Raw genomic sequence first — 20,661 nt, 5'->3', positions numbered from 1 at the left:
AGAAATAGCCTGCCAGTGCAAAGGCATTGGTGGGCATGTAGTTTATTAAATGCCTTATGGCGGTCGAGCAGCTCTTTAGTCGAGAGCTGCTTTTTTTTGCCTGGCTAGGTAATTACAAAGGAACTTGAGTGAAACAAATGAAAGGAAGGTTGTGCTATCTGGCAAATGAAATTTGACAGTCCCAGAGTCTCGCGTGAAGCATGTGGAAGGAAGGTAATGTTATCTGGTAAATGAAGTTTGACAGTCCTTTCAGACTTTTCTATCAACTGCCGGTTTTAAATCCGTTAAATCTTCTATTCTAATTTTTTTACCTTCCTCGACGCTCTTTCGAGCTGCTATTCCGATCAAAATAGACATGGCACCATCTCGGACTGAAGCCATATGCTTATAAGGATCAGGCGCATTCGGCGTCTTCATCAATTTGTCCTGCAATCGCTTATCACCTCCACCATGGCCACCCCTGTCATAGGAAACATTGGCCACCTTATAATCCTTCCAATTCTTATGTACAATAATTGGTTTTACAGATATATTCTTGGTATTTGCCTGCGACATCTCCGCAGCATGCAGGTCTGACTGTGATATGGCATCGTCATCATTATAAGGTATATCCTGCCAGGCTTCTATCCGACCATCCATTCCATTAAATGCGATCCGCCAACCTTCAAATGGTGAATACGTGGTCAATGAATAATTGACCACCGTATCATTCATATACTTGATCTGTGCAGACATTTTATCGTAGATATCAATTTCTTTACGGAAAAGACAATTATCTCTGATATATCCGTCGTGCTCTTCGTGCGCAACGTATAGGTCCATATTTCTCTCACTTTTGGTGATGTCATAGTAGAATTTACAGGAGTCTTTTAAAGTACATTTTCTACAGTTTTCCCCCCTAAATTCATTGGCGGCGCCATAATGTTCTAAAGCTCCATATGCAAAAACCTCTTCTGGATCAGAATCCAGCCACCAATTCAGCAAATCAAAGTGATGTGTCGCTTTGTGGACCCAAAGTGTACCACCTGAATCCTTCAAGCCATGCCATCTCCTGAAATAAGAGGCACCATGGTAGGTATTTAGATACCAATTGAAATCTACTGAGGTAATTTTGCCAATGGCATTTTCGGATAACAACTTCTTGACTTCAGTGGCATAGGGACTCCATCGGTAGTTGAAGCCTACTATTAACTTTTTATTCGAGGCCCTTTCCGCATCTAAAATATCTTGACACTTCATTTCATCGGTGGTCATCGGCTTTTCTGTCAACACATCCACTCCTGCTTCCAATCCCATGATGATGAATTCATGGTGCGTAGAATCTTTAGTAGTGACAATTAATAAATCTGGGTTTGTTGTGGAAAGCATTTCAGCACAATTGGCAAAAGTAGGGCAATCTGTACCTATGTATTTTCGGCCGTATTCCAAACGTCCGGGATTGATATCACTTAGACCTACAAATTCTAGGATGTCTGAGTATTCATCAAGCAGTCTTTTACCCCAGAAACTTGTTCCCCTGACTCCTGTTCCCACTAGTGCCACTCTCAACTTTCTGCCCATGTTTAAAAAGTTAAATGAACTTAGTGGCATAGCGGTAGAAGCACTAAGTAGAGAAATAGAGTGCAGGAAGGATCGTCTGTCAATTTTCATCAGAAGTAATTTTCAGTTGCAAAAGGTAATTATTTTTCCTGATTTTGAAGTAAAACTTTTCACCAAGACACCGCAAAGGTCCTATTGGCTTCCAATATAATTTCTGCAGATAACAGCAATTCTCACACTCAAATATGGCATAGACTTCCTTACTCAATTACAATCCTGATGGTTGAAAGAGCGAACAATTAAGCCTGACTTTCGGTCACATTGGAGAGTCATTATACCTTAAGTATCTCGTACTTGAGAATGGACAATTTAAAGAATGCAACTTAATTATGTACGACCGATATTTCCAAGTCTTGATCTTTTCTTGGTTTGCTATGGCCTTGATATATGGACAAGTCGAATTTACTGATTCTAATTTACCCATCATTGTCATCAATTCTAACGGCCAAAAGATTGTAGACGATCCCAAAGTAACGTGTGATATGGGTATCATTTGGAATGGACAGGGCCATCGAAACTTTATTGATGACGATTTTAATGACTATGATGGTAAAATCGGAATAGAAATAAGGGGCTCAACCTCACAGAAATATCCCAAAAAAAGTTATGGGCTCGAAACCCGTGATTCATGCGGGAATAACCTAAATATAAGTCTATTGGGCTTACCTGAAGAAAATGACTGGGTGCTATATGGCATTTATTCGGATAAATCATTAATGCGGAATGCCATCACTTATTCCTTATATGGTGATATGCAACCATGGTCTCCCAAATTTGTATACTGTGAATTAGTGATTGATGGAGAGTATATGGGTTTATACATGCTTATTGAAAAAATTAAAAGAGATAAACACAGGCTCGATATCGCGGAGATAGAAATGGACGACATATCTGGAGATAAGCTGACCGGAGGTTATGTCATAAAAATTGACAAACCCACTGGAAGCAGTAGCATTTCCTGGAGTTCTAAACATCAAAAAAAGTTAGAATTCTTATATCATGATCCGAAGCGAGAAGAACTTAACGAAATACAAAGAAATTATATAGAAAACTACATAGCAGATTTTGAAAAAGCAGTTTACAGTCGCAACTTTCAAGACCCCGATTCAGGCTATCGCGCTTATATAAATGTAGGATCATTTATTGACTTTATGATCATGCAAGAATTTGCTAAAACTGTCGATGGTTATCGTTCAAGTAGTTTTATGTATAAGGACAGAAACAAAAAGTTGGCCTGTGGTCCGGTTTGGGATTTTAATCTTTCCTATGGAAACGCAGATTATTGTGGTGGTTTTAATCCGGAGGGTTGGCAATACGAATTCGCGGATGTATGCGGTTTGTTTTATTCCAGTCAACCCCCTAACTGGTGGAAAAGATTGCTTGAAGATCCCTACTTCACCAATGAATTAAAGTGCAGATGGCAATACCTTAGGTCTGATCTTTTATCTATTGATCATATTTACAATATGATAGACGCCACTGGCTTACAACTAGCCGAGGCCAAGGATAGAAATTTTAAAAAATGGACGGTGTTGGATGAATACGTAAATTGGAACTACTTTATAGGAGAGACTTATGACGAAGAAATTGGGTATCTAAAATGGTGGATTCAAGAGCGTGTGGATTTTCTGGACGAAAACTTACCTGGAACCTGTGATGATTCATGGACCTATTCGACTGATTGAAGTTCAATTTCTATACGTTGAAAAAAATTCTTTAATAGTCTGAATAAGAGGTTGGATAAAGAAAATGAATGTCAATGTGAGAGACATTTTTTTGATACTTAGGCATGCTGCTGATTTCTTTCCATTTTGGAGCATCGACAAATGCTTTCCAATTGTCATCACGGGCTTTCTGATTTGCATGAGTAGTCATATACATCAGATTAGGCATATTTGATCCTGCGATTACCTCGCCATAAAAAACCGCATTGAATCCTAACTCTTCGAACAGGATGACTTCACCACCTGCATTGAACATATCTACTTTATTTATGTATTTCTTGTCTGTAGGAGATTCATAGCTTCTGAGTTCATATATTCTATCTTTACGAGGTCCGGAAAGCTCTGAAGGTTTTAGCATGGGCATGTCCTGAAAAGATTTTAATAATACGTTTTCTACTCTTGCATAATGTTTTTCCTCAGGGAAAATATCCAGTATTTCTATATCAGTATCATATAAGGTGGTTGGATTGGGAATAGGTAGTAGCAAATACAGATAAAGTGCAGTATCACTTTCTTCCGCATGATTTCTGAATACACCTACTCTCGAATAACCTTTTTTCTTCAATTCAGGTAAATAGATGTTTTCAATGAATGCTTCGGTCTGCTGAAGTTGTTCAGTCTTATCGAAGGTGTACTTTCTCAGCTGTATGTATTCCTGAGCTTGTGCAAATACCATATTCATGGCAAATGTCAACAAGACTGATAAAACTAATGCTTTCATTCTTATGAAGTTGAGCAGGTAAGATAATGTATAACTAGATATATTTATAATCTTTAAAAATGTGTCATATCCTTAGCTATTGCGAGAAGTATTCATAAACCACTTCCAGCTTTTCTGAACGGCTCATTAGTCCGGGGTTAATGCCTGGCTGACCTTCCGGAATGTGCGAGTTAAAACGTTCGAAATAATCGAGCCAAATGGGAAAGTATTCGTTGGTCTCGGGATCTTTAAAGGTCATCGGTTCTAAGCTGAATATTTGTTCACTAGCGTGATTATTGAAAGCGTCATGAATCAATTCGGAACAGTAATATTTTTCATTTCCATAAATAAAAAGGGTATCGTAAGGCTTGTCCATTTGGCTGATTACCCAGTCATTGATCGAAGGAATAGCATCTTGGAATTGGGCCTTTATTCTGCCAACTGCGATGTTAGGCTTCAAACCTGTAGTCAAACTTGCATTTAAAAAGGTATCTAATGGTGTTAAGCCAACACCTCCAGCCATCGTTGCTTCAAAAACTTTAAGTTCACCGGCATCTTCAATGACCATCCCCACATGTGCAAAGTCGTGGCCATCGTATCCTTCTGTAACAGCATTGATCGCTTTGGCAAAGTCAGAAGCTTCCCATTTTTGAAAAAGCAGATCACCTTCTTTTAGTTCGAAGGAAGACACATCAGAGCAGCTGAATATGGAAATTAGTACCAACAAAAAAAGCAGATACATAGATTTGGTAGCATAGAATCGTTTCATCCTGGCAAAGTAAAAGAATACTTTTCAAACTATAAAGATTACGGTGACAACCACTAAATGATTATTGACTTACGAAATCGATTGCTACCTGCTAGCAGTCGTTCTAAATTGTGTCATATCACGCTATCATCCTCTTTCTATGGCTGCATCAAATATGATTTTTCCAAAACCTCTTCCCCTCGATTGAACCTCACGAATAGCTCTCCTTTGGCCAGCTTTTTTGATCTGAATAATTTGCGGTACAAACCCTGATTGGTAAACTCATGATTCATTAACGTAAACAGCTTATGACCTGAATTATCATAAATCTCAAGACTGGCGCGGCCCGGTTCTTTTACGAAATAGGAGACCTCTATAATATCATCTTCTAAATTTCTAACGGCTAGACCTTCGATACGATCTTTTTCCCGTTGTGCCCTATTGGCAAGAATAGCATCAGCTCTACTGACCATCAGCGCCTGTACTTCTGGCGTTTCACATGGATCTATGCTCGCTAAAAAATAAGTTTGCCCGGTTGTTTCAAATCCCGGCTCTAAAATTATTGACTTTCCACCCACGAATGAAACGCGACTATTGGCTGCTACATCACTGATGGATTGAACATTTTCAATAGCGCTAAATTTATTGGTTCCTATCAAGGTATCTCCCAATAAAACCTGTAATTCTCCACAGTCATTGACATCAAATGCAGAACCTTTGCATTCACAATTATTATCATATTTGTCATTAAAAGAAAGCGGATCTCCATCATTGCAAAGTGTACCCGCTTGAGGACAATTCACAGTCGTAAAAGCGACTTTGCCTATTCCTTTGCAAGCTGAACCGGCATCCAATGATGTGATCAAAACATAATTCGCATAGATACCTTGAAAATCTGGTCCCGTAAAGCCGCCATATCCATCACTACCTGGTGCCAGAGCCCAATTATAAGTCCCGAACTCTGTCCACTGCTGACCATCTTCAGAGTAATCAATAGCCACAGATGTCATTCCTTTTTCTGTTTCACCTGCCTTGTTATAATTCCAAATCTGGGTCTGATGCAATTCGTGCCGATTGCCTAAATCATACATGATCCAGTGACCATTGCCTCTTGAGGAGTTAGGATTCGCAGTCCTTGCACAAGAAATCCAGGAGCTCCTTTCATTGTTATCTAAACTGCTACTAGGAGCGCACTTTTCTTTTGGAATGTAATTAGCCAGCGGGCTATCACAATCAGGTCCAGAACACGGAATTCCTTGACATTCACAACTATCATTATATGTATCGTCATTCGTGAAGGGATCTCCATCGTCGCAAATGGTGCCTTGGGGAATGCATGCCACTTCACAATTGTAATCAAAGAAGTATATCGCTGGAATCCTTTTCCACACTCCCAAATCCGTGAATGGTGTTTGCCAGAATGCTGAAAAATGTTCGCCACCACCTCCATCTTTTTGATTGATTTCAATATAGTAGTACTGTCCTCTTTCCAGATAAATAAATGAGGTACTTTGATAGATGTATTTATCGTGTTCAGTCATATTCGTCCAGCCTGACACCAACATCTGATGTGCTTGTCTATTTTCAGGGTTATGATCTGAACTGATGAATAAGATCGTGTTATCATCACCGGTAACATTAAACTTATAAAGACCACTAACAGGAACGGTCAGATATGCCTGCATTGCAAAGCCAATATCATTAAAGTCATTGGTGTCTTCTCGTCCAAAGATAGAGCAGGACTCGCTAGTAGTGGGCATGCCTGGAAAATGAGGAGCTTCATAAAGGTCATTGAGTGAACCTCCGGGAATACCATCGTATCTGTAGGCAGTCAATGCCCCACGCTCACCTACACAAACATCAGAAGTAGAGGGCTTCCCAAAACAATTGCAATGACCATCCTCTACATCATCTGAGGTATTGTTGTCTCCGTCATCACAAGGAGTGCCTAATTCAGGGCAAGGTTCATCTTTGCATCCTACTCCGAAAAGATAAGCTGCTGTGACCACATTCCATTGAGTACTACTCACAAGATCTGTCTGCCACCAAATGGAAAATCGATCAGAACCCCATCGATCAACGAGTAAAACCTCAAAATAGTAGTACTCACCCGCGATTAAATTAACCGGAGCAGAGGTCTGTTCGGGATAGGTATTATGCTCTAGTTCGCTAACTGGCTCGTATACTCGAGCAATCAACTGCTTATTGGCTGGATTTTCATTTGAACTTAAATAGAATTGGACATAGTGATCTCCGGTTACATTAAAGGTCGCAGTGGTGTTTTGTGGAACAGATATAAAACCTTCCACTCTTGTACCATAGTAGTCGTTGTAATTACTTGGACTTTTGAGTCTGAAGATATTTTGCACCACATCTGGGTTTCCCGGGAAATCCGGATCTGCACTTAACTCCGAGAATTGACCATCAAACAAGCCCTCCCATGCCTGCCATTCCAGTTGTCCAGCTGTCCCTACGCATATCTGGCCATTGACATAAATCCCAGAGATGACACTAAGTAAAAATATGATAGTTCTCATGATGCAAAGATTCCGATGGGTCCATAATTCGCCGGTACAGGTGCAGGACATCCTGATGTCGAGTAAAAGTTACAGAGATTAGGCAGGATATAGTCCAGGTCATTTGGGGAAGCTCCGAACCATAGGGCGAGCTCAGCATAAAGTTCATCTACAGAAATCTGTGGAATAATTCTTCCTCTATCTGATACATTCAGTTCATTGTTGTCTATTGCTAGTGATGGGTATTCGCCGAAGATTCGACCGCCGTTTATTGCATTACCCATAATCATCTGGTTACCTCCCCAGGCATGATCTGAACCCGTCCCATTAGATGTAAGCGTTCGCGCGAAATCCGAAATGGTCAGTGTCACTACATCGTCAGCCATCCCGATCTCTTCGAGGGCATCCTGAAATTCTGCCATGGCATTGCTCAGTTGGGGTAGCATACCATTCTGCTGATTGAGTACATCGTCATGGTGGTCCCATCCACCAAACGTTGTAAAGAAAATCTGTCGATTGGCACCAAGTCTTAACCGAACACTAATCACTTCCGCCATTTTTTTCAGATCCAAAGAAATATTGGTATCACTAAATGAAGTCTGAAGGGGAACCACATTCGCAAATGCGTTTTCAAATATCTCAATACTTTCGGAAGTCTGTTGTGTCAGTCGACCAATGGTTTCATGGAAAATATTAGAATATTCCTGCTCGACCATGTTATTGATTGCCCCATTTTTTACGGCATTCATGGCACCGCTGTTGCTCCACCAGGAGGGATGACCCTTGAAGCCGACGTTATTTTCATCAGTATTATTCTTTATAGAATATTCATTGTAGTTATTGCCGGTCTGGAAACGATTTTTGCCATCTAGAGAAATATTCATTGAAACATTAGGGATGGTATTCATGTCGTGCAAGATATCAGCCATTCTTCCGGCAAATCCTACCGCAGATCGATTTTGAGGAACTGAGGTTTGCCACTGCATGATCTGGTCACTATGCGAATACAATCCCAGAGGCAATTTTTTCGCATTGCTTTGGTATTCAGCTTTAGTCGAAATCGGTTCTACGAGTGTGCCAATGTTAGCTATGAAAGATAATTTTTGCTGTGTGTATAGGTCTAAAACCCTGTTCATGCGACCATGAATGCCATAAGTTTTATCCCCTACAGTCCCTGGAAGTGCAAGTACTTCTGAGGGATTGTCCTTATCCAGAGCAAGGTTTCCTCTTGTCGCCAGATAATGATTGTAATCTGAAGTTGTTGTAGGTATTAAAACGTTATGTGTATCTGCTCCGCCAGCCAAAAGTATGCATACTATGGCTTTGTAATCACCAGAATTTTGAATAATGTGAGGTCTCGCTGCTAAGGTGTTAATCAATCCCATATTGAGCACCGAAGAGAGAAAGGCAGTGGAGCCCAGTGCGGCACAACTTGCCTGACCGATAAAAGCTCTTCTACTGATAGATTTTTTCGTCATTTTATCTATTGATTAAGTATTCAGGTGAAGACATGATCAGGTAAATTGCCAATTTTACCCTGAGCTCCTTATCTTCTGCCGACTCATTATCGTATTGGATCAAGGCATTTTTGATGATGGCCAATGTTGAGTCAGTAATTCGACCTTGAGCAAGAATAAGATTCAGTCTGTCTAACAGTATGTGTATTTCGTCATCATTCGTATAAATGATATGGGGGGAAAAATCCAGGGAGGATACTTCATCCAGATAATTGGATTCTGGTTCACCGTCATAAATTTGCCAGACATCTACCACCTCCTCATTGATTAGCCACTCGTATAATCCATTAATCCAGCCCGTTATCGTTTGAGAGTCTGTAATCTGAAATTCCGGAGCCACCAGATTTCTCTCTTCAATGGGCCCAATTGGTTGATAGTCAGGTTGAAAAAAGTTGAACACACTAGGCGCTGATAGTGGTTTTTGGTTAAACTGCCTTTCGATGGAACGCATTACATTTTTATGTTCTCCACTCAATGTAGATGCATTAAAGGCTTTATTGATATGGAAATACCTTATGAACGGTTCTCTAAGTTTACCAAACGTATCATCATCTGCGGAGTTGCAGTTGTTCGCTACTTCGTCTAAAAGAATGGCTTTGATGACTGCTGCCATATCGCCACGCACTCCTGAACCATTGTCATTGAAGACATTTGCTACTCGGTTTATATAAGCAGGAGATGGGTTGGATGTAACCAACCTCTGGATCAATAATTTCGAAACAAAAGGCCCCACATTCGGATGATTGAATAAATTGTCAAGTGCATCACTGATATCGGCGTTGCCGTCTACCGGATTTCTATCAGGGATCTGTTCGCCACGCAGAAGATTTTTGACTCCAGGTTCATGATATTCTTCCCACATCACCAGATCTGAAAGGTAGCTTGTATCATTTCTTGCTCCTCCAAAAAACCAGTTGCCATCTGCCCACGTTAATCCCGTAAAGACCTTTGAGTATTCAGAAATATCATCGTTGTCATAAGTAGGGATAGGTTGACCTTCGCCATCGAGTTTCCTGGTTCCGTCATTGTTTAATTCAAATAGACCGATGGTGAAGAGTTGCATGATTTCCCTGGCATAATTTTCATCGGGATATCGATTTTGAGATACATCGGTTTTTGGATTCCCTGTGTAGGTAAGGTAAACACCCATGGAAGGATGATACGTCACCTCTTGTAAAATGTCTCTGTAATTTCCAAAAGCATTTCTAAGCAAAATATCGTAGTAGTCAGCCAGAGCAAATGCAGAATTACCAAAGTTTGATTTTTCAGAAATGACTAGAATCTCACTGAGGGCCATCGCTACTCGTTGGCGCAAAAGATCGTCATTGGTCATGTGATATTGCCACCAGGAATACTCCCAGTATAAATATCTGGAGGCACCATCGTAGGTCCCCAATGCCGAAAAAGTTTCATCAAGGTATCCCTGTACAATGGAGGTCAGATCAGTACCAATGGGCATAGCTAATTGTGCATCGATCCAATCCTCTATCCCCGTATGGGTCACTTCTACAATGTTACTTAGGCTGTAACCTAATGTGGCTTGAGATAGGAATCTGGCAGCAGCGTTTTCATTAGGTAGGTATCCAGACTGGTCAAGGGTGGATCTGGGATTACTTGCAGGGTCACTACTACTTATCGCAACACTCTCAAAACCTCCAAATCCAATAACCACTGTATCTGGTTGGCACCACAGGCCAATGGAAAAAACTAAAAAGAAATATAGACATAGACTAATCCTCATCTCTCTTCGAAGTCTTTATGCCATCAAGTTCTGCTCGCAAAGCTTTGTTTTCTTCAGCAAGGCTGATGAGATGTTGCCAAAGCCACTCTATCTGTTCCGTCAGATGGGCATCCATTTCTCTTACGTCGTAACCTTGTTTCACCAATTCTTTTGATGAAGGCATGTTGTACAGGTGAGATTTTGTAGCAATCTCCTTTTCAACCTCTTGTAGAGAGGGTGTTTTTCCGAAAGAATTATCCCTCCAATCTGCTTCGGTCTTAACAGCGACTTTTACCTTTTCGGTCATGACTCCATTTTGAACATATAGGTTGTAAGTACCGGGAGTGGTAATTTGAGTGGTGTCACCAATCACCACCTTACCGCTGGATTTAAGGATCATTAGATCTTGAGCATTCACATGACTAAATCCAATGATGACACAAAACAGGGTCAATAATATCTTCATTTTAATAATTTTTACTTGTGTTTTACATTCTCGTTTGTACCTCAATGGGCAATAAAGGGTGTGTTTATTCTAAGGTTAAGAGCGTATTGAAAGGATAATGATCAATATTAACACATGGCTGGCCTTTTTCAAAATCATCATAGAAAACCAAGCTGATAATATCTCAAATTGTCGTCTACGATAATTATTAACGAACAAGGACTTCTCAGATTTCAAAATTCTACTGATCACATGTTACCGTACATTTTCGTTTCGCAGAATCTTATAAACTTTTCTAAAAAAAAAAAAAGAGAATTGACCCTCTGATGGTCAGACCTGCAGCGGACTACTGCTAATATATAATTGGAAGCAGTAGCTCGATTTAATTAAGAACTAGATTTAAACTTATCAATGCGATGATGGCCGACACCGTGATTACCCAATTTCGGTGTTGAATTGAAATTACTTTGGTCAGGAAAAAGTACAATAAAAAATACCCCGCTACAATTAAAAGTTGACCGATTTCTATTCCCAAATTGAATGAGAACAATGGAATGGTCAGGTTAACCATGCCCATTAAAAGCGACTTTAGATAATTTGCAAACCCCAGTCCATGAATCAAACCAAAAAATAGTGCAAAGGAGTAGTGAAGCCAAACATTTGTCTGTACACTTTTTCTTAAAGCCAATATGACATTGGAAAGGCATGTAATAATGATGGTGATAGGAATAAGTTTTTCTACAAGATCCTGGTCCACTATTAATAAGTCTAAAACAGCGAGCGCTAATGTAATGGAGTGACCAATGGTGAAAGCTGTCACCAATAAGAGCAACTTCCTCCAGTCTTTCAATTGAAATATGGCGCAAAGGCTGATGATAAAAAGCATATGATCATATGCTTGCAGATCCGCAATGTGCTCCAGACCCAGGGTAAGATAAAGTGTAAAATCTGACATTGCACAAAGGTATTGATTCTAGATTACACCTCTTGTCATTGACCTGCATCAAGAAAAAATGGTAAATGCAACTTTTATTTGAAAAATATTGTGTCATAATATCTAAGAAATAGTCACCATAACAAAATAATATTTTAAATCAATGAATCTAAATGCACCAGTCTCAACCATCATGGACACTGATTTTTATCGTATATCGGCCGATCTTTGCATCGGTAAAGCTGAAAAAATCATGAATAAAAAAGGCATGAATATATTAGCCGTAGAAGAAAATGGCGAATTTAAAGGGTTGGTCACCAATTATGATTGTCAATATTTTCGTCAATCTTTAACTCGTGATGGAATTGAAGGCCCAGATGAAAGCCTCCGATTAAAGCACCATAAAGTAAGCGAAATTATGAATACCAAATTGGTTAAACTCTTACCAACAGATGATATTAAAATGGCCAGTGAAATCATGAAATCTATCATTCTCCAAGTCATTCCGGTGGTTGAGAAGAGAAGACTTGTGGGTTTGCTGACGCCACAGGTGATTAGGAAATGTCAACAAAGACAGCAAAGACTTAGAACCTCGGAAAGATGAAGAAGCTAACTTTTAAAGAATCCATTCCAGTTTCTCCACACGAGAAACTAGATCATATCAGATACCTACTATATCAGCAAGACCACTGCGAATTGCCTGTTGTAGATCAAGGTAAAGTAATAGGTGTCATCAATAAATCAGAGCTTTCCTCCAGATTTTTAAAGTGGATTGAAAAGGACAGCTTTAGTATGGTAGATTTTTCAAATGTCGAAGTGTCGCAGATTATGCGAACAGATCCAATTAAAGTTTTAGATACAGATGATATCGATCAGATCATTCATAAATTTTTGCATAATGACGTTCAAAGTCTCATTGTTGTAGATGAAAACGATGGATTAAAAGGGCAAATTTCAAGTTTTGAAATAATGGAATCACTTCTGGCAGCGTAGGTATAGAATTTGTTATTTACTTTCGCACGTCATGAAAGTTAATCTAATCAATGAAGTAAAAGACGCGTATAAATCTGACTTGAAAAATAGTTTTGCAAAACCAGATTCTCTATATCGAAGATGTATTCTAAATTGGCAGACTCATTTTGACATAGACCAAATGCGTTTAGGGCCTGTACTGGCAAAATCACTAAAAAACGATGTTTCAGGAAGGTTTTGGGGAGGAGAAAGATACTCTATCAAGGAATCCTTGATTTTACTTGCGAATCACAATCCTGACCTTTTCTGGGAGTCTATTAAAGACTTACTTAATGAGGAGAAAATGTTGGTGATGAGAACGGATCGATTCCTTCATCATTGTGATATAATCTTCAATGACTACCTCAAAGCAAATCCGAATAGTAAAGAGGATACTCATCGGCAAGGACATTATTCAGCCAGCCTTTTACTCTCGCTACAATTTCCAATGAGGTATGCACTGTTGGAATATGCAGTCTTTGAAAGATTTTGTGAAAGTATCGAAGTTAATGACACGCCTATCAGAACTGATTTAGAAAGATTTACAAAGATTGTCAACGCTACCTATAAGGTTATTTCAAAGGATGAGGATTTTATGACGGCCTATTATCAAGCTTTAGAGCATGAGATTTATCTGGGACCTTCCCTCGATGTGGTTAGTAACTTAATGCATTTCAACAGTAAAAAACTTTGATTTTCGAAGCATTTGTGATGCTGTGGAAGTCAATGTATAATTATATCTTTAACAAATTCTGACTACTGACGAGTCGTTCTACATTAGGATGTTCGCTTCCTCCTTTGGGTTCAATCGTAATATTTAGTGAGGTAGCATTTTCTAAGTATTTCAATTCGACGGGTCCTGGTTTCTTGGGTAATAAACCAGCATTAATCATTCTTCCATCTACATCTGCCCAAATCTGGTAAGTATGGTTTTCATCGATTTCACCTGGTTCATTAATATACAAGATGGCTTTGCCTGCTGTATCATTCCAGAACGCAGTAGAACTAAATTGGGGACTAAGTTGATTGCCAGCTAAGACAATTCGCTCTGTTTTGCTATGTCCCGATAGTGCCAACTTATCACGCAGAAAGTTGACTTCAGCGAGTGCGTCCTCCAGCTGACTTTCAGCCATGTTTTTCTCTGCATAAATCTCCATGTTAGTATACCGAAGATTTTGCTTTTGAAGATAAAAAACGATACTGGCTACTATCCCTATAAAGGCCGCAGCCCAAGGTAGATACCTCATAGAATTGGTGGTCTTAACTTTTGACAGATTGGTTTTTACTTTGTAGTCAGATTCATCTTCTAAGCAAGATATAATAGCTTCCTTCAATCCTTTCGGCGAGTTAACAGCTAATTTATAAGACATTTTTTCAATGTGCTCCTGAAGTTCATCATATTCTCTCTTTACTTCCGGGTAATGATCGATGTAATACTCTACCCGTTTCACTTGCTCTTGATTACAAGTGCCCATCAGGTATTCTTCGAGCAGTCCGCTCTCCAGAAATGTTTTTACATCCTCTTTCATAATTGATTGACTAAGCAAATCAAAATTACAGGTAAATAAATGCGCCTTAAAGCGGTAAGTCCTAATCGCAATCTACTTTTTACGGTTCCTAAAGGTATTTTTAAGGCTTCACTTGTTTCAACGTGAGTCATTCCCTGCATATATATTTTCTCTATCACTGTTCTAAATTTAGAATCGAGTCCTGCCAGGTGTATGGACAAATCCATTTCGTCAGGCTTGATTTCATGATGACTCGACATACTTACGATACGACTTTGGTTTTGGATGTCTTTTGCTTCTTTATTTTTACTTTTCCTCAATTGGTCAATAGCTGTGTTTCGAAAAATTCTGAGCAACCAAGTGAAAAGCTTGGATTTTGAAGAATCATAAGTGTCGATATTTCTCCAAACCTTTGAAAAACTATCCTGCATGACATCTTTCGCTTTTTCCTCATCTCTGACTATCCTGGTTACAATCCCATAGAGCGCATCGCTATAATAATCGTATAGCAAGGAAATGGCTTCCTTATCCCTGGTTTTCATTAGCGCAATGATGTTCTCTTCGATGGTTTGCAAATTATTTTCTTTCCATTGTGATCCAAAACAAATTCTGCTTCGTAAGTATCCTCGAAAAAATTATTTAATCATTAAAATTTTCGATTATGCAAACAAGAACATTATTTTTCTCATTATGTTTAGCCATTCTGACATTTCAATTGAGTGCTCAGCATTCATATTCTAATCAAAAAAACAGCCAAGCAAAAACTGTTTCTTATCAAAATCCTTCAGATATCGTTGATATCGCTGCTTCAAATGATCAATTTTCAACTTTGGTTGCTGCAGTTAAAGCAGCTGGGTTAGTTGAAACGCTGAAAAGCGAGGGACCATTTACAGTATTTGCACCGGTAAATGCAGCTTTTAGTAAGTTGCCAGAAGGTACGGTATCTACTTTGCTGAAGCCAGAATCTAAAGATAAGTTGACTAAAATACTAACATACCATGTCGTAGCTGGTGAATTTTTCGCAAAAGACATTATCAATGCTATCTCAAGTTCAGGTGGTGCGATTGAATTGGAAACGGTTTATGGTGATAAAATCGTAGCCAAATTGGTCAATGGGAGTGTAATTATCACCGATGAAACTGGTGGAAAAATTACGGTCACAAGTACTGATGTTGAGGCCTCTAATGGTGTCATTCATGTGATTGACTCTGTTTTGATGCCCCAATAAAAAGTTTTCATTTTAAATTGTGAAGAGGCAGTCTCAAGTAGGCTGACCTCTTTTTTTTGTGTTTCAACAAGATTAATGATATGGTAAATCCACATTAGTCATCATTCAACTCCTGTATGAGTAAACTTAATTTACCGTTAAGTATGGCGGAAAGATACTCGCTCACCAGATCTGTGAATCCAGTAATTATAGTGAGGTCCTCTTCCCACAATAGTCCGTCAGAAAGTAAAGCTTGCAAGGTGATAGGTGAAATAACGCCACTGTTTCCCATTTTGATCCAGTGTTGTGTCATAGCCTCTTCCTGATCTGCCTTATCATTGGTTTCGAAGACGATGTCTTTAAGTCTACCTTTGTAAAAGATCAATAAACATGCAAATGCAAGAATGCACCGTTTGGGAAGACGATGATATTTTTCTGTAAATGCTTTGATGGATGGTTTCAGTCTATGATTAAACTTAGAGATAGAATACAATGCGATATCACGTAAATAATGATCTAAATAGGGATTTCTGAAACGATCAAACACCTCTTCAGCATACTTCTTGCTTTTGTCTTGGTCGAGGTTCAAACAAGGAATGATCTCCTCAAAGACCATCTTTTCTATGAATGGTCCCAGATCTTCATGATCAACTACTTCTTTTACTAAAGGAATTTCCAAGCACAATCCGATGGGTACCATAGCCGTATGTGCGCCATTTAAGATCTTGACCTTTCGCTCTCTATAGGGTGTAAGGTCCTTCGTATAGATAACATTAAGTCCAATTCTATCAAGGGGTAATTGGGCACTAAGATCATAATCTGTCTCTACGACCCATAAGTGATAAGGTTCAGCCTTTGTCATCCATAAGTCGCAGTAGCCACTTCTTTCCTGATAGATAGGGAATTCACTTTTTGAGATCCCGGGTACAATTCTGTCTACCAAGGTATTACAAAACGTACAATGAGTATTCAGCCAATTTTTAAAGCCTGGTTTAATACCAAATTTTTTAGCATAGCGCAAAACAGTATTCTTTAAAATTTCCCCATTTTCTTTTACAAGTTCGCAAGGGAGAATGATACATTTTCCGGCTCGATCCGAGCCAAAATACATCCATCTCGCCTCTAACCATCGACACAATTGTCCCGGAAATGTAAAGGGCACATCATTTTCTGAATCATTGGGATCGAACTCAAGTCCAGCTTCTGTAGCATTGGACACCACAATATTTAATGCTGATTGCTGAGAAGAACACAGAAATGCTTCATATTCTTGATGAACTTCCAAAATTCGGGAAACGCAAGTAACCAGTGTCTTTTCGTCAACGGTCCGTCCATTGATGTATCCTTTTGTAAATAAATGGAATAAGCCATCCTGATTTTTCCAATCTTGATAACTGCCTTGTTTTTGAACTTTTGCCACTAGGACACCCATCTTCTCATCATTAGACTGTCTGTTGTATTTGTCGATGATCCAATCAACAAAGCCTCTGAGAAAATTTCCACCTCCGAATTGAAGCACTCTCTCAGGGTATACTCTGTTTAGATTAGACGATTCCCGATTTAGTGTTTTCAATTTTCTTTCATTTTTGTTCTAAACAATAATAAGCTTTAAATTTTAAATATTCAGTAGACGTTTTAATCCTCAAAAGCGTCAATTTATTTATTTAAGTTTGCCGCAAAAAAGGATTTGAGTACATACAGTCCTATTATAGAGGTCATAGAAGAAGCATATTATATTGCTGAGTTCAACACCACGAGGAAGATATCTGCACTTCTTCCTTATGATTACTATGAATCGAAACACTACTATCCTGTGTTGTACTTGCAAGATGGACAAAACCTCTTCAACCCCAACGCACCGTTTGGGGACTGGGCTATTGACAAATCATTGGCTAAACTTGCGGAAGAAGGATATAAAGACATAGTGATTATCGCAGTAGACCATGGCGATGATAAGAGGATCAAAGAATATTTACCCTATAGACATGCGCGATATGGTAAAGGACAAGGAAAGTCTTACATTGATTTCATGCGTAAAAAGTTGATTCCCTATGTTAAAGAAAAATATAGGGTTTTAACCGACTACGCAGATGTGGGAATAGGCGGAAGTTCAATGGGTGGTCTGATCAGCCTGTATGGTGGTCTGGCTTATCCTGCGATTTTTGGAAAAATGATGATTTTCTCTCCGAGTTTGTGGATTGCGAACAAAATCTACAGAAAAGCAAGGAATTTTGCGCCATTACCGGATACTAAAATTTATTTTTATTCTGGGGGACAGGAGTCCAAGACTCATTTGGCTAATGTAAGAAGACTGGAAACAATTTTCAGGGAGAAGATAGAGGATGATGCCTATTTCGATATGGAGGTCGAAATCAACATGGCTGGTCAACACTCAGAAATATATTGGGCACAGGAATTTCCCAAAGCCCTTAAATGGTTATTTTACGATAAATAGAAAATGAAGTATAAAGTAAAAGAAAAGGTCGATCATTCCAAGGATATCATTATTCCCTTCAGAAAATCTGAGTTGCAAAGCGAGAAAATAGCAGATTTTGACGGTGAATTTGGAAGTTATCAACTCCTATATAGCAATGAGGGTTCCCGTATCTACCTCTTGGGACTTGGTGAAGATAAGCATACCAATAGATTACAAGAGGTTTTTCGAAAATTGGTATTTAAAGAAAAGGATAAGTGGAAAGGAGATGTCCAGATTGATTGCTCTAAATTAGAAGATAAGGAGATTATGGCGGCGGCTATAGGAATGGAAATGGCCATGTATAAAATTGGCCAGCAAAAAACGAAGAAAGAAGATAAAATTAAGTTTGATTTTATTTTTCTAGCTCAGAAATCTACTAAAGCTGCTGTAGAGGAAGGGAAGGCGACCGGGGAGACCATCAATTCAATCAAGGCCCTTGTGGATGCACCTCCAAATGTTAAGACCCCTGCCTATTTAGGTCAATGGGCAGAAGCGTCCGCTAATAAATATGAATATCAATGTAAGCTTTGGGACGACAAGGCATTGAAAAAAGATGGATTTGAGGCCATTCTAGCTGTGGGTAGAGGTTCTCAACACGAATCCAGATTGATCAAGTGCAGTTATTTGCCGAAGCCTGATGCAGATATAGATATTGTATTGGTGGGCAAGGGTATCACTTTCGATACTGGTGGCATTTCGATCAAAGGATCAACCAATCTTCATTATATGAAGAGTGATATGGGAGGAGCTGCGGCAGTCCTCGGAGCTGTAGAGCTCACTGCTAGACTAGGCCTGCAAGTCAATGTTGTTGGTCTGGTAGGTTCTGCCGAAAATGCGGTGGATGGGCGAAGTTATCTTCCTGGAGATGTCATCAAATCTTATTCGGGAAAAACAATAGAAATTATCAACACCGACGCTGAAGGTAGGTTGGCATTAGCGGACGGACTTAATTATGCAGCTAAAAAGCTTAAGCCGGAAGTATTATTAGATATGGCAACCTTGACGGGTAGTGCTGTGAGAACACTGGGCTATTCTGCAGCAGCAATGTTTACCAATAGTGAAGCACTAGCGCTACGACTCACCAATATAGGGGAGAGTATTTATGAACGGGTTTGGCGCTTACCCATGTATGAAGAAATGGAAGAGGAATTACATTCAGACGTTGCAGATGTCAAGAATTTAAGTGAAAAGCCGGTCGCCGGTGCCAGTATTGCAGCCAAATTCCTGGAGTATTTTACGGAGGAACATCCGGGATGGGTTCATTTGGACATAGCAGGCGTGGCTTTTGGATCCAACGAATATGCCAAGATGAAAAGTGCTTCTGGCTATGGTGTCAGATTAGCCGTTGAATTTATTAAAACATTGCAATCATGAATTTTCTCTGCATTTGCACCTACTTTAAGGGACAGGATTTTTTCAGATATTGTAAGCGGGAGGGCAACAACGTTTATCTGCTTACCAGGAAGAAACTGGAAAATGAAGCGTGGCCCTGGGAATCCATAGATGAGGTATTTTATATTGAAGAATGGAATCATGCTCATGTTGTTAAAGGGATTGCCTACACATTCAGATCTATCAAATTCGATAGGTTTGTTGCGCTTGATGATTTTGATGTAGAAAGGGTAGCCTTATTAAGAGAAGATTTTCGAATGCCCGGGATGGGAGATACGACCGGCAGACTTTTTAGAGATAAATTGGCCATGAGAAAGGAGGCCAAATCCAAAGGTATCAAGGTCCCGGAATTTACAGCACTATTTAACGATGAAGAGGTAAATCACTTCATTGACCGAGTCGAAGGACCATGGTTGATTAAGCCACGAAGCGAGGCATCAGCTGCCGGGATTAAGAAAATTCATTCTAAAGAAGAGCTTTGGCAAGTGCTTCATAATCTAGGGGATGAGCGGCACTTATTTGTTTTGGAGCATTTTGCACCCGGAGACGTTTATCATGTAGATAGTCTTAATTTCGATAATAAAGTGGTATTTGCGCGAGTAAGCAAATATCTGGACACGCCGTATGAAGTAGCTCATTCAGGAGGTATCTTTAGATCGATGACGCTTCAGTCAGGCAGCGAGGAAGAGAAAGATTTTCTTCAGATGAATGCTAAAATTATGAAGGCATTTGGATTGAAACATGGTGCTTCTCATACAGAGTTCATAAAGTCAAAATCTACAGGAGAGCTCTACTTTCTGGAAACATCCAGTAGGGTAGGTGGTGCCAATATTGCCGAAATGATAGAAATTGCAAGTGGTATTAATTTATGGGGTGAATGGGCCCGAATAGAAACTGCTGCCTTAAAAGGTAAAACATACGATGTGCCAAAGCATCATCAAGGCGTAGCGGGAATTGTCGTTTCACTTAGTAGATATGAGTACCCCGATACATCAGCATTTAATGATCCAGAAATTAAGTGGAGAATGAACAAAAGATGGCATATCGGATTCATTGTCCAACACGACTCCGAACAAAGAGTTAGAACACTTTTGGATGAATACACTGAAAGGATCGCTCGGGGTTACCATGCGAGTGCTAAAGTTCCAGACAAATTAGAGTAGT

The 20,661-nt window shown here is 39.4% G+C and carries 19 protein-coding genes; 8 read left to right on the top strand and 11 right to left on the bottom strand.

From position 1 onward, the window contains the following. Positions 1-249 precede the first annotated feature (249 nt). Complete coding sequence (locus tag L2567_RS03920) at positions 250-1,650, bottom strand: Gfo/Idh/MocA family protein (protein WP_235296392.1); 1,401 nt, start codon at positions 1,648-1,650, stop codon at positions 250-252. A gap of 302 nt (positions 1,651-1,952) precedes the next feature. On the opposite strand from L2567_RS03920, the gene L2567_RS03915 reads away from it, so the two are divergent. After that, positions 1,953-3,284, top strand: coding sequence for a CotH kinase family protein (locus L2567_RS03915; RefSeq protein WP_235296391.1), 1,332 nt, complete (start codon positions 1,953-1,955; stop codon positions 3,282-3,284). A 31-nt stretch (positions 3,285-3,315) separates the two neighbouring features. Here L2567_RS03915 and L2567_RS03910 read toward each other — a convergent pair whose 3' ends face one another. From L2567_RS03910 to L2567_RS03880, 7 genes are all read right to left on the bottom strand, one after another. Continuing rightward, positions 3,316-4,044, bottom strand: a complete 729-nt coding sequence (locus tag L2567_RS03910; protein WP_235296390.1) for an NIPSNAP family protein — start codon at positions 4,042-4,044, stop codon at positions 3,316-3,318. A 76-nt stretch (positions 4,045-4,120) separates the two neighbouring features. Continuing rightward, the gene (locus tag L2567_RS03905) at positions 4,121-4,792 is read right to left on the bottom strand and encodes a YiiX/YebB-like N1pC/P60 family cysteine hydrolase (RefSeq protein WP_235296389.1); all 672 of its coding nucleotides are present in this window, start codon (positions 4,790-4,792) and stop codon (positions 4,121-4,123) included. A gap of 137 nt (positions 4,793-4,929) precedes the next feature. Further along, positions 4,930-7,308 (bottom strand): PA14 domain-containing protein, encoded by a 2,379-nt coding sequence (locus tag L2567_RS03900; protein WP_235296388.1) that lies wholly within the window; start codon positions 7,306-7,308, stop codon positions 4,930-4,932. Continuing rightward, on the bottom strand, positions 7,305-8,765 hold the full coding sequence (locus L2567_RS03895) for a DUF1501 domain-containing protein (RefSeq protein ID WP_235296387.1): 1,461 nt from the start codon (positions 8,763-8,765) through the stop codon (positions 7,305-7,307). The genes L2567_RS03900 and L2567_RS03895 overlap by 4 nt, the downstream gene beginning before the upstream one ends. A gap of 1 nt (position 8,766) precedes the next feature. Next, the gene (locus L2567_RS03890) at positions 8,767-10,545 is read right to left on the bottom strand and encodes a DUF1800 domain-containing protein (protein WP_235296386.1); all 1,779 of its coding nucleotides are present in this window, start codon (positions 10,543-10,545) and stop codon (positions 8,767-8,769) included. Next, positions 10,535-10,990 (bottom strand): hypothetical protein, encoded by a 456-nt coding sequence (locus L2567_RS03885; RefSeq protein WP_235296385.1) that lies wholly within the window; start codon positions 10,988-10,990, stop codon positions 10,535-10,537. Before L2567_RS03885 ends, L2567_RS03890 begins: the two co-directional genes overlap by 11 nt. A 361-nt stretch (positions 10,991-11,351) precedes the next feature. After that, the gene (locus L2567_RS03880) at positions 11,352-11,924 is read right to left on the bottom strand and encodes a HupE/UreJ family protein (protein ID WP_235296384.1); all 573 of its coding nucleotides are present in this window, start codon (positions 11,922-11,924) and stop codon (positions 11,352-11,354) included. Positions 11,925-12,066: 142 nt separating this feature from the next. On the opposite strand from L2567_RS03880, the gene L2567_RS03875 reads away from it, so the two are divergent. Genes L2567_RS03875 through L2567_RS03865 form a run of 3 tightly spaced genes read left to right on the top strand, consistent with a single transcriptional unit; the run spans position 12,067 to position 13,608 of the window. Further along, positions 12,067-12,507: a CBS domain-containing protein gene (locus tag L2567_RS03875; protein ID WP_235296383.1), complete on the top strand. Its 441-nt coding sequence runs from the start codon at positions 12,067-12,069 to the stop codon at positions 12,505-12,507. After that, positions 12,504-12,896, top strand: coding sequence for a CBS domain-containing protein (locus tag L2567_RS03870; RefSeq protein ID WP_235296382.1), 393 nt, complete (start codon positions 12,504-12,506; stop codon positions 12,894-12,896). The genes L2567_RS03875 and L2567_RS03870 overlap by 4 nt, the downstream gene beginning before the upstream one ends. A gap of 31 nt (positions 12,897-12,927) precedes the next feature. Then, positions 12,928-13,608, top strand: coding sequence for a hypothetical protein (locus L2567_RS03865; RefSeq protein ID WP_235296381.1), 681 nt, complete (start codon positions 12,928-12,930; stop codon positions 13,606-13,608). A gap of 40 nt (positions 13,609-13,648) precedes the next feature. On the opposite strand, the gene L2567_RS03860 is transcribed toward L2567_RS03865, so the two are convergent. After that, positions 13,649-14,443: an anti-sigma factor gene (locus tag L2567_RS03860; protein WP_235296380.1), complete on the bottom strand. Its 795-nt coding sequence runs from the start codon at positions 14,441-14,443 to the stop codon at positions 13,649-13,651. Further along, positions 14,440-14,964, bottom strand: coding sequence for an RNA polymerase sigma factor (locus L2567_RS03855; protein WP_235296379.1), 525 nt, complete (start codon positions 14,962-14,964; stop codon positions 14,440-14,442). Before L2567_RS03855 ends, L2567_RS03860 begins: the two co-directional genes overlap by 4 nt. A 119-nt stretch (positions 14,965-15,083) precedes the next feature. On the opposite strand from L2567_RS03855, the gene L2567_RS03850 reads away from it, so the two are divergent. Next, the gene (locus L2567_RS03850) at positions 15,084-15,650 is read left to right on the top strand and encodes a fasciclin domain-containing protein (protein ID WP_235296378.1); all 567 of its coding nucleotides are present in this window, start codon (positions 15,084-15,086) and stop codon (positions 15,648-15,650) included. A gap of 94 nt (positions 15,651-15,744) precedes the next feature. Here L2567_RS03850 and L2567_RS03845 read toward each other — a convergent pair whose 3' ends face one another. After that, positions 15,745-17,202, bottom strand: a complete 1,458-nt coding sequence (locus L2567_RS03845) for a tagaturonate reductase (RefSeq protein ID WP_235296377.1) — start codon at positions 17,200-17,202, stop codon at positions 15,745-15,747. A 114-nt stretch (positions 17,203-17,316) separates the two neighbouring features. On the opposite strand from L2567_RS03845, the gene L2567_RS03840 reads away from it, so the two are divergent. From L2567_RS03840 to L2567_RS03830, 3 genes are read left to right on the top strand one after another with little or no spacing between them, the layout of a single operon-like run. After that, on the top strand, positions 17,317-18,084 hold the full coding sequence (locus L2567_RS03840) for an alpha/beta hydrolase (protein ID WP_235296376.1): 768 nt from the start codon (positions 17,317-17,319) through the stop codon (positions 18,082-18,084). A 3-nt stretch (positions 18,085-18,087) separates the two neighbouring features. After that, entirely contained in the window at positions 18,088-19,479 is a 1,392-nt protein-coding gene (locus tag L2567_RS03835) for a leucyl aminopeptidase family protein (protein ID WP_235296375.1), read from the top strand. Next, positions 19,476-20,660, top strand: coding sequence for an ATP-grasp domain-containing protein (locus L2567_RS03830; protein ID WP_235296374.1), 1,185 nt, complete (start codon positions 19,476-19,478; stop codon positions 20,658-20,660). The genes L2567_RS03835 and L2567_RS03830 overlap by 4 nt, the downstream gene beginning before the upstream one ends. Position 20,661: the final 1 nt, after the last annotated feature.

This window comes from Portibacter marinus, from assembly GCF_021533195.1.
GTDB lineage: Bacteria > Bacteroidota > Bacteroidia > Chitinophagales > Saprospiraceae > Portibacter > Portibacter marinus.
The sequence above is the reverse complement of the archived record's forward strand: the minus strand, read 5'-3'. Positions and strand labels throughout refer to the sequence as shown.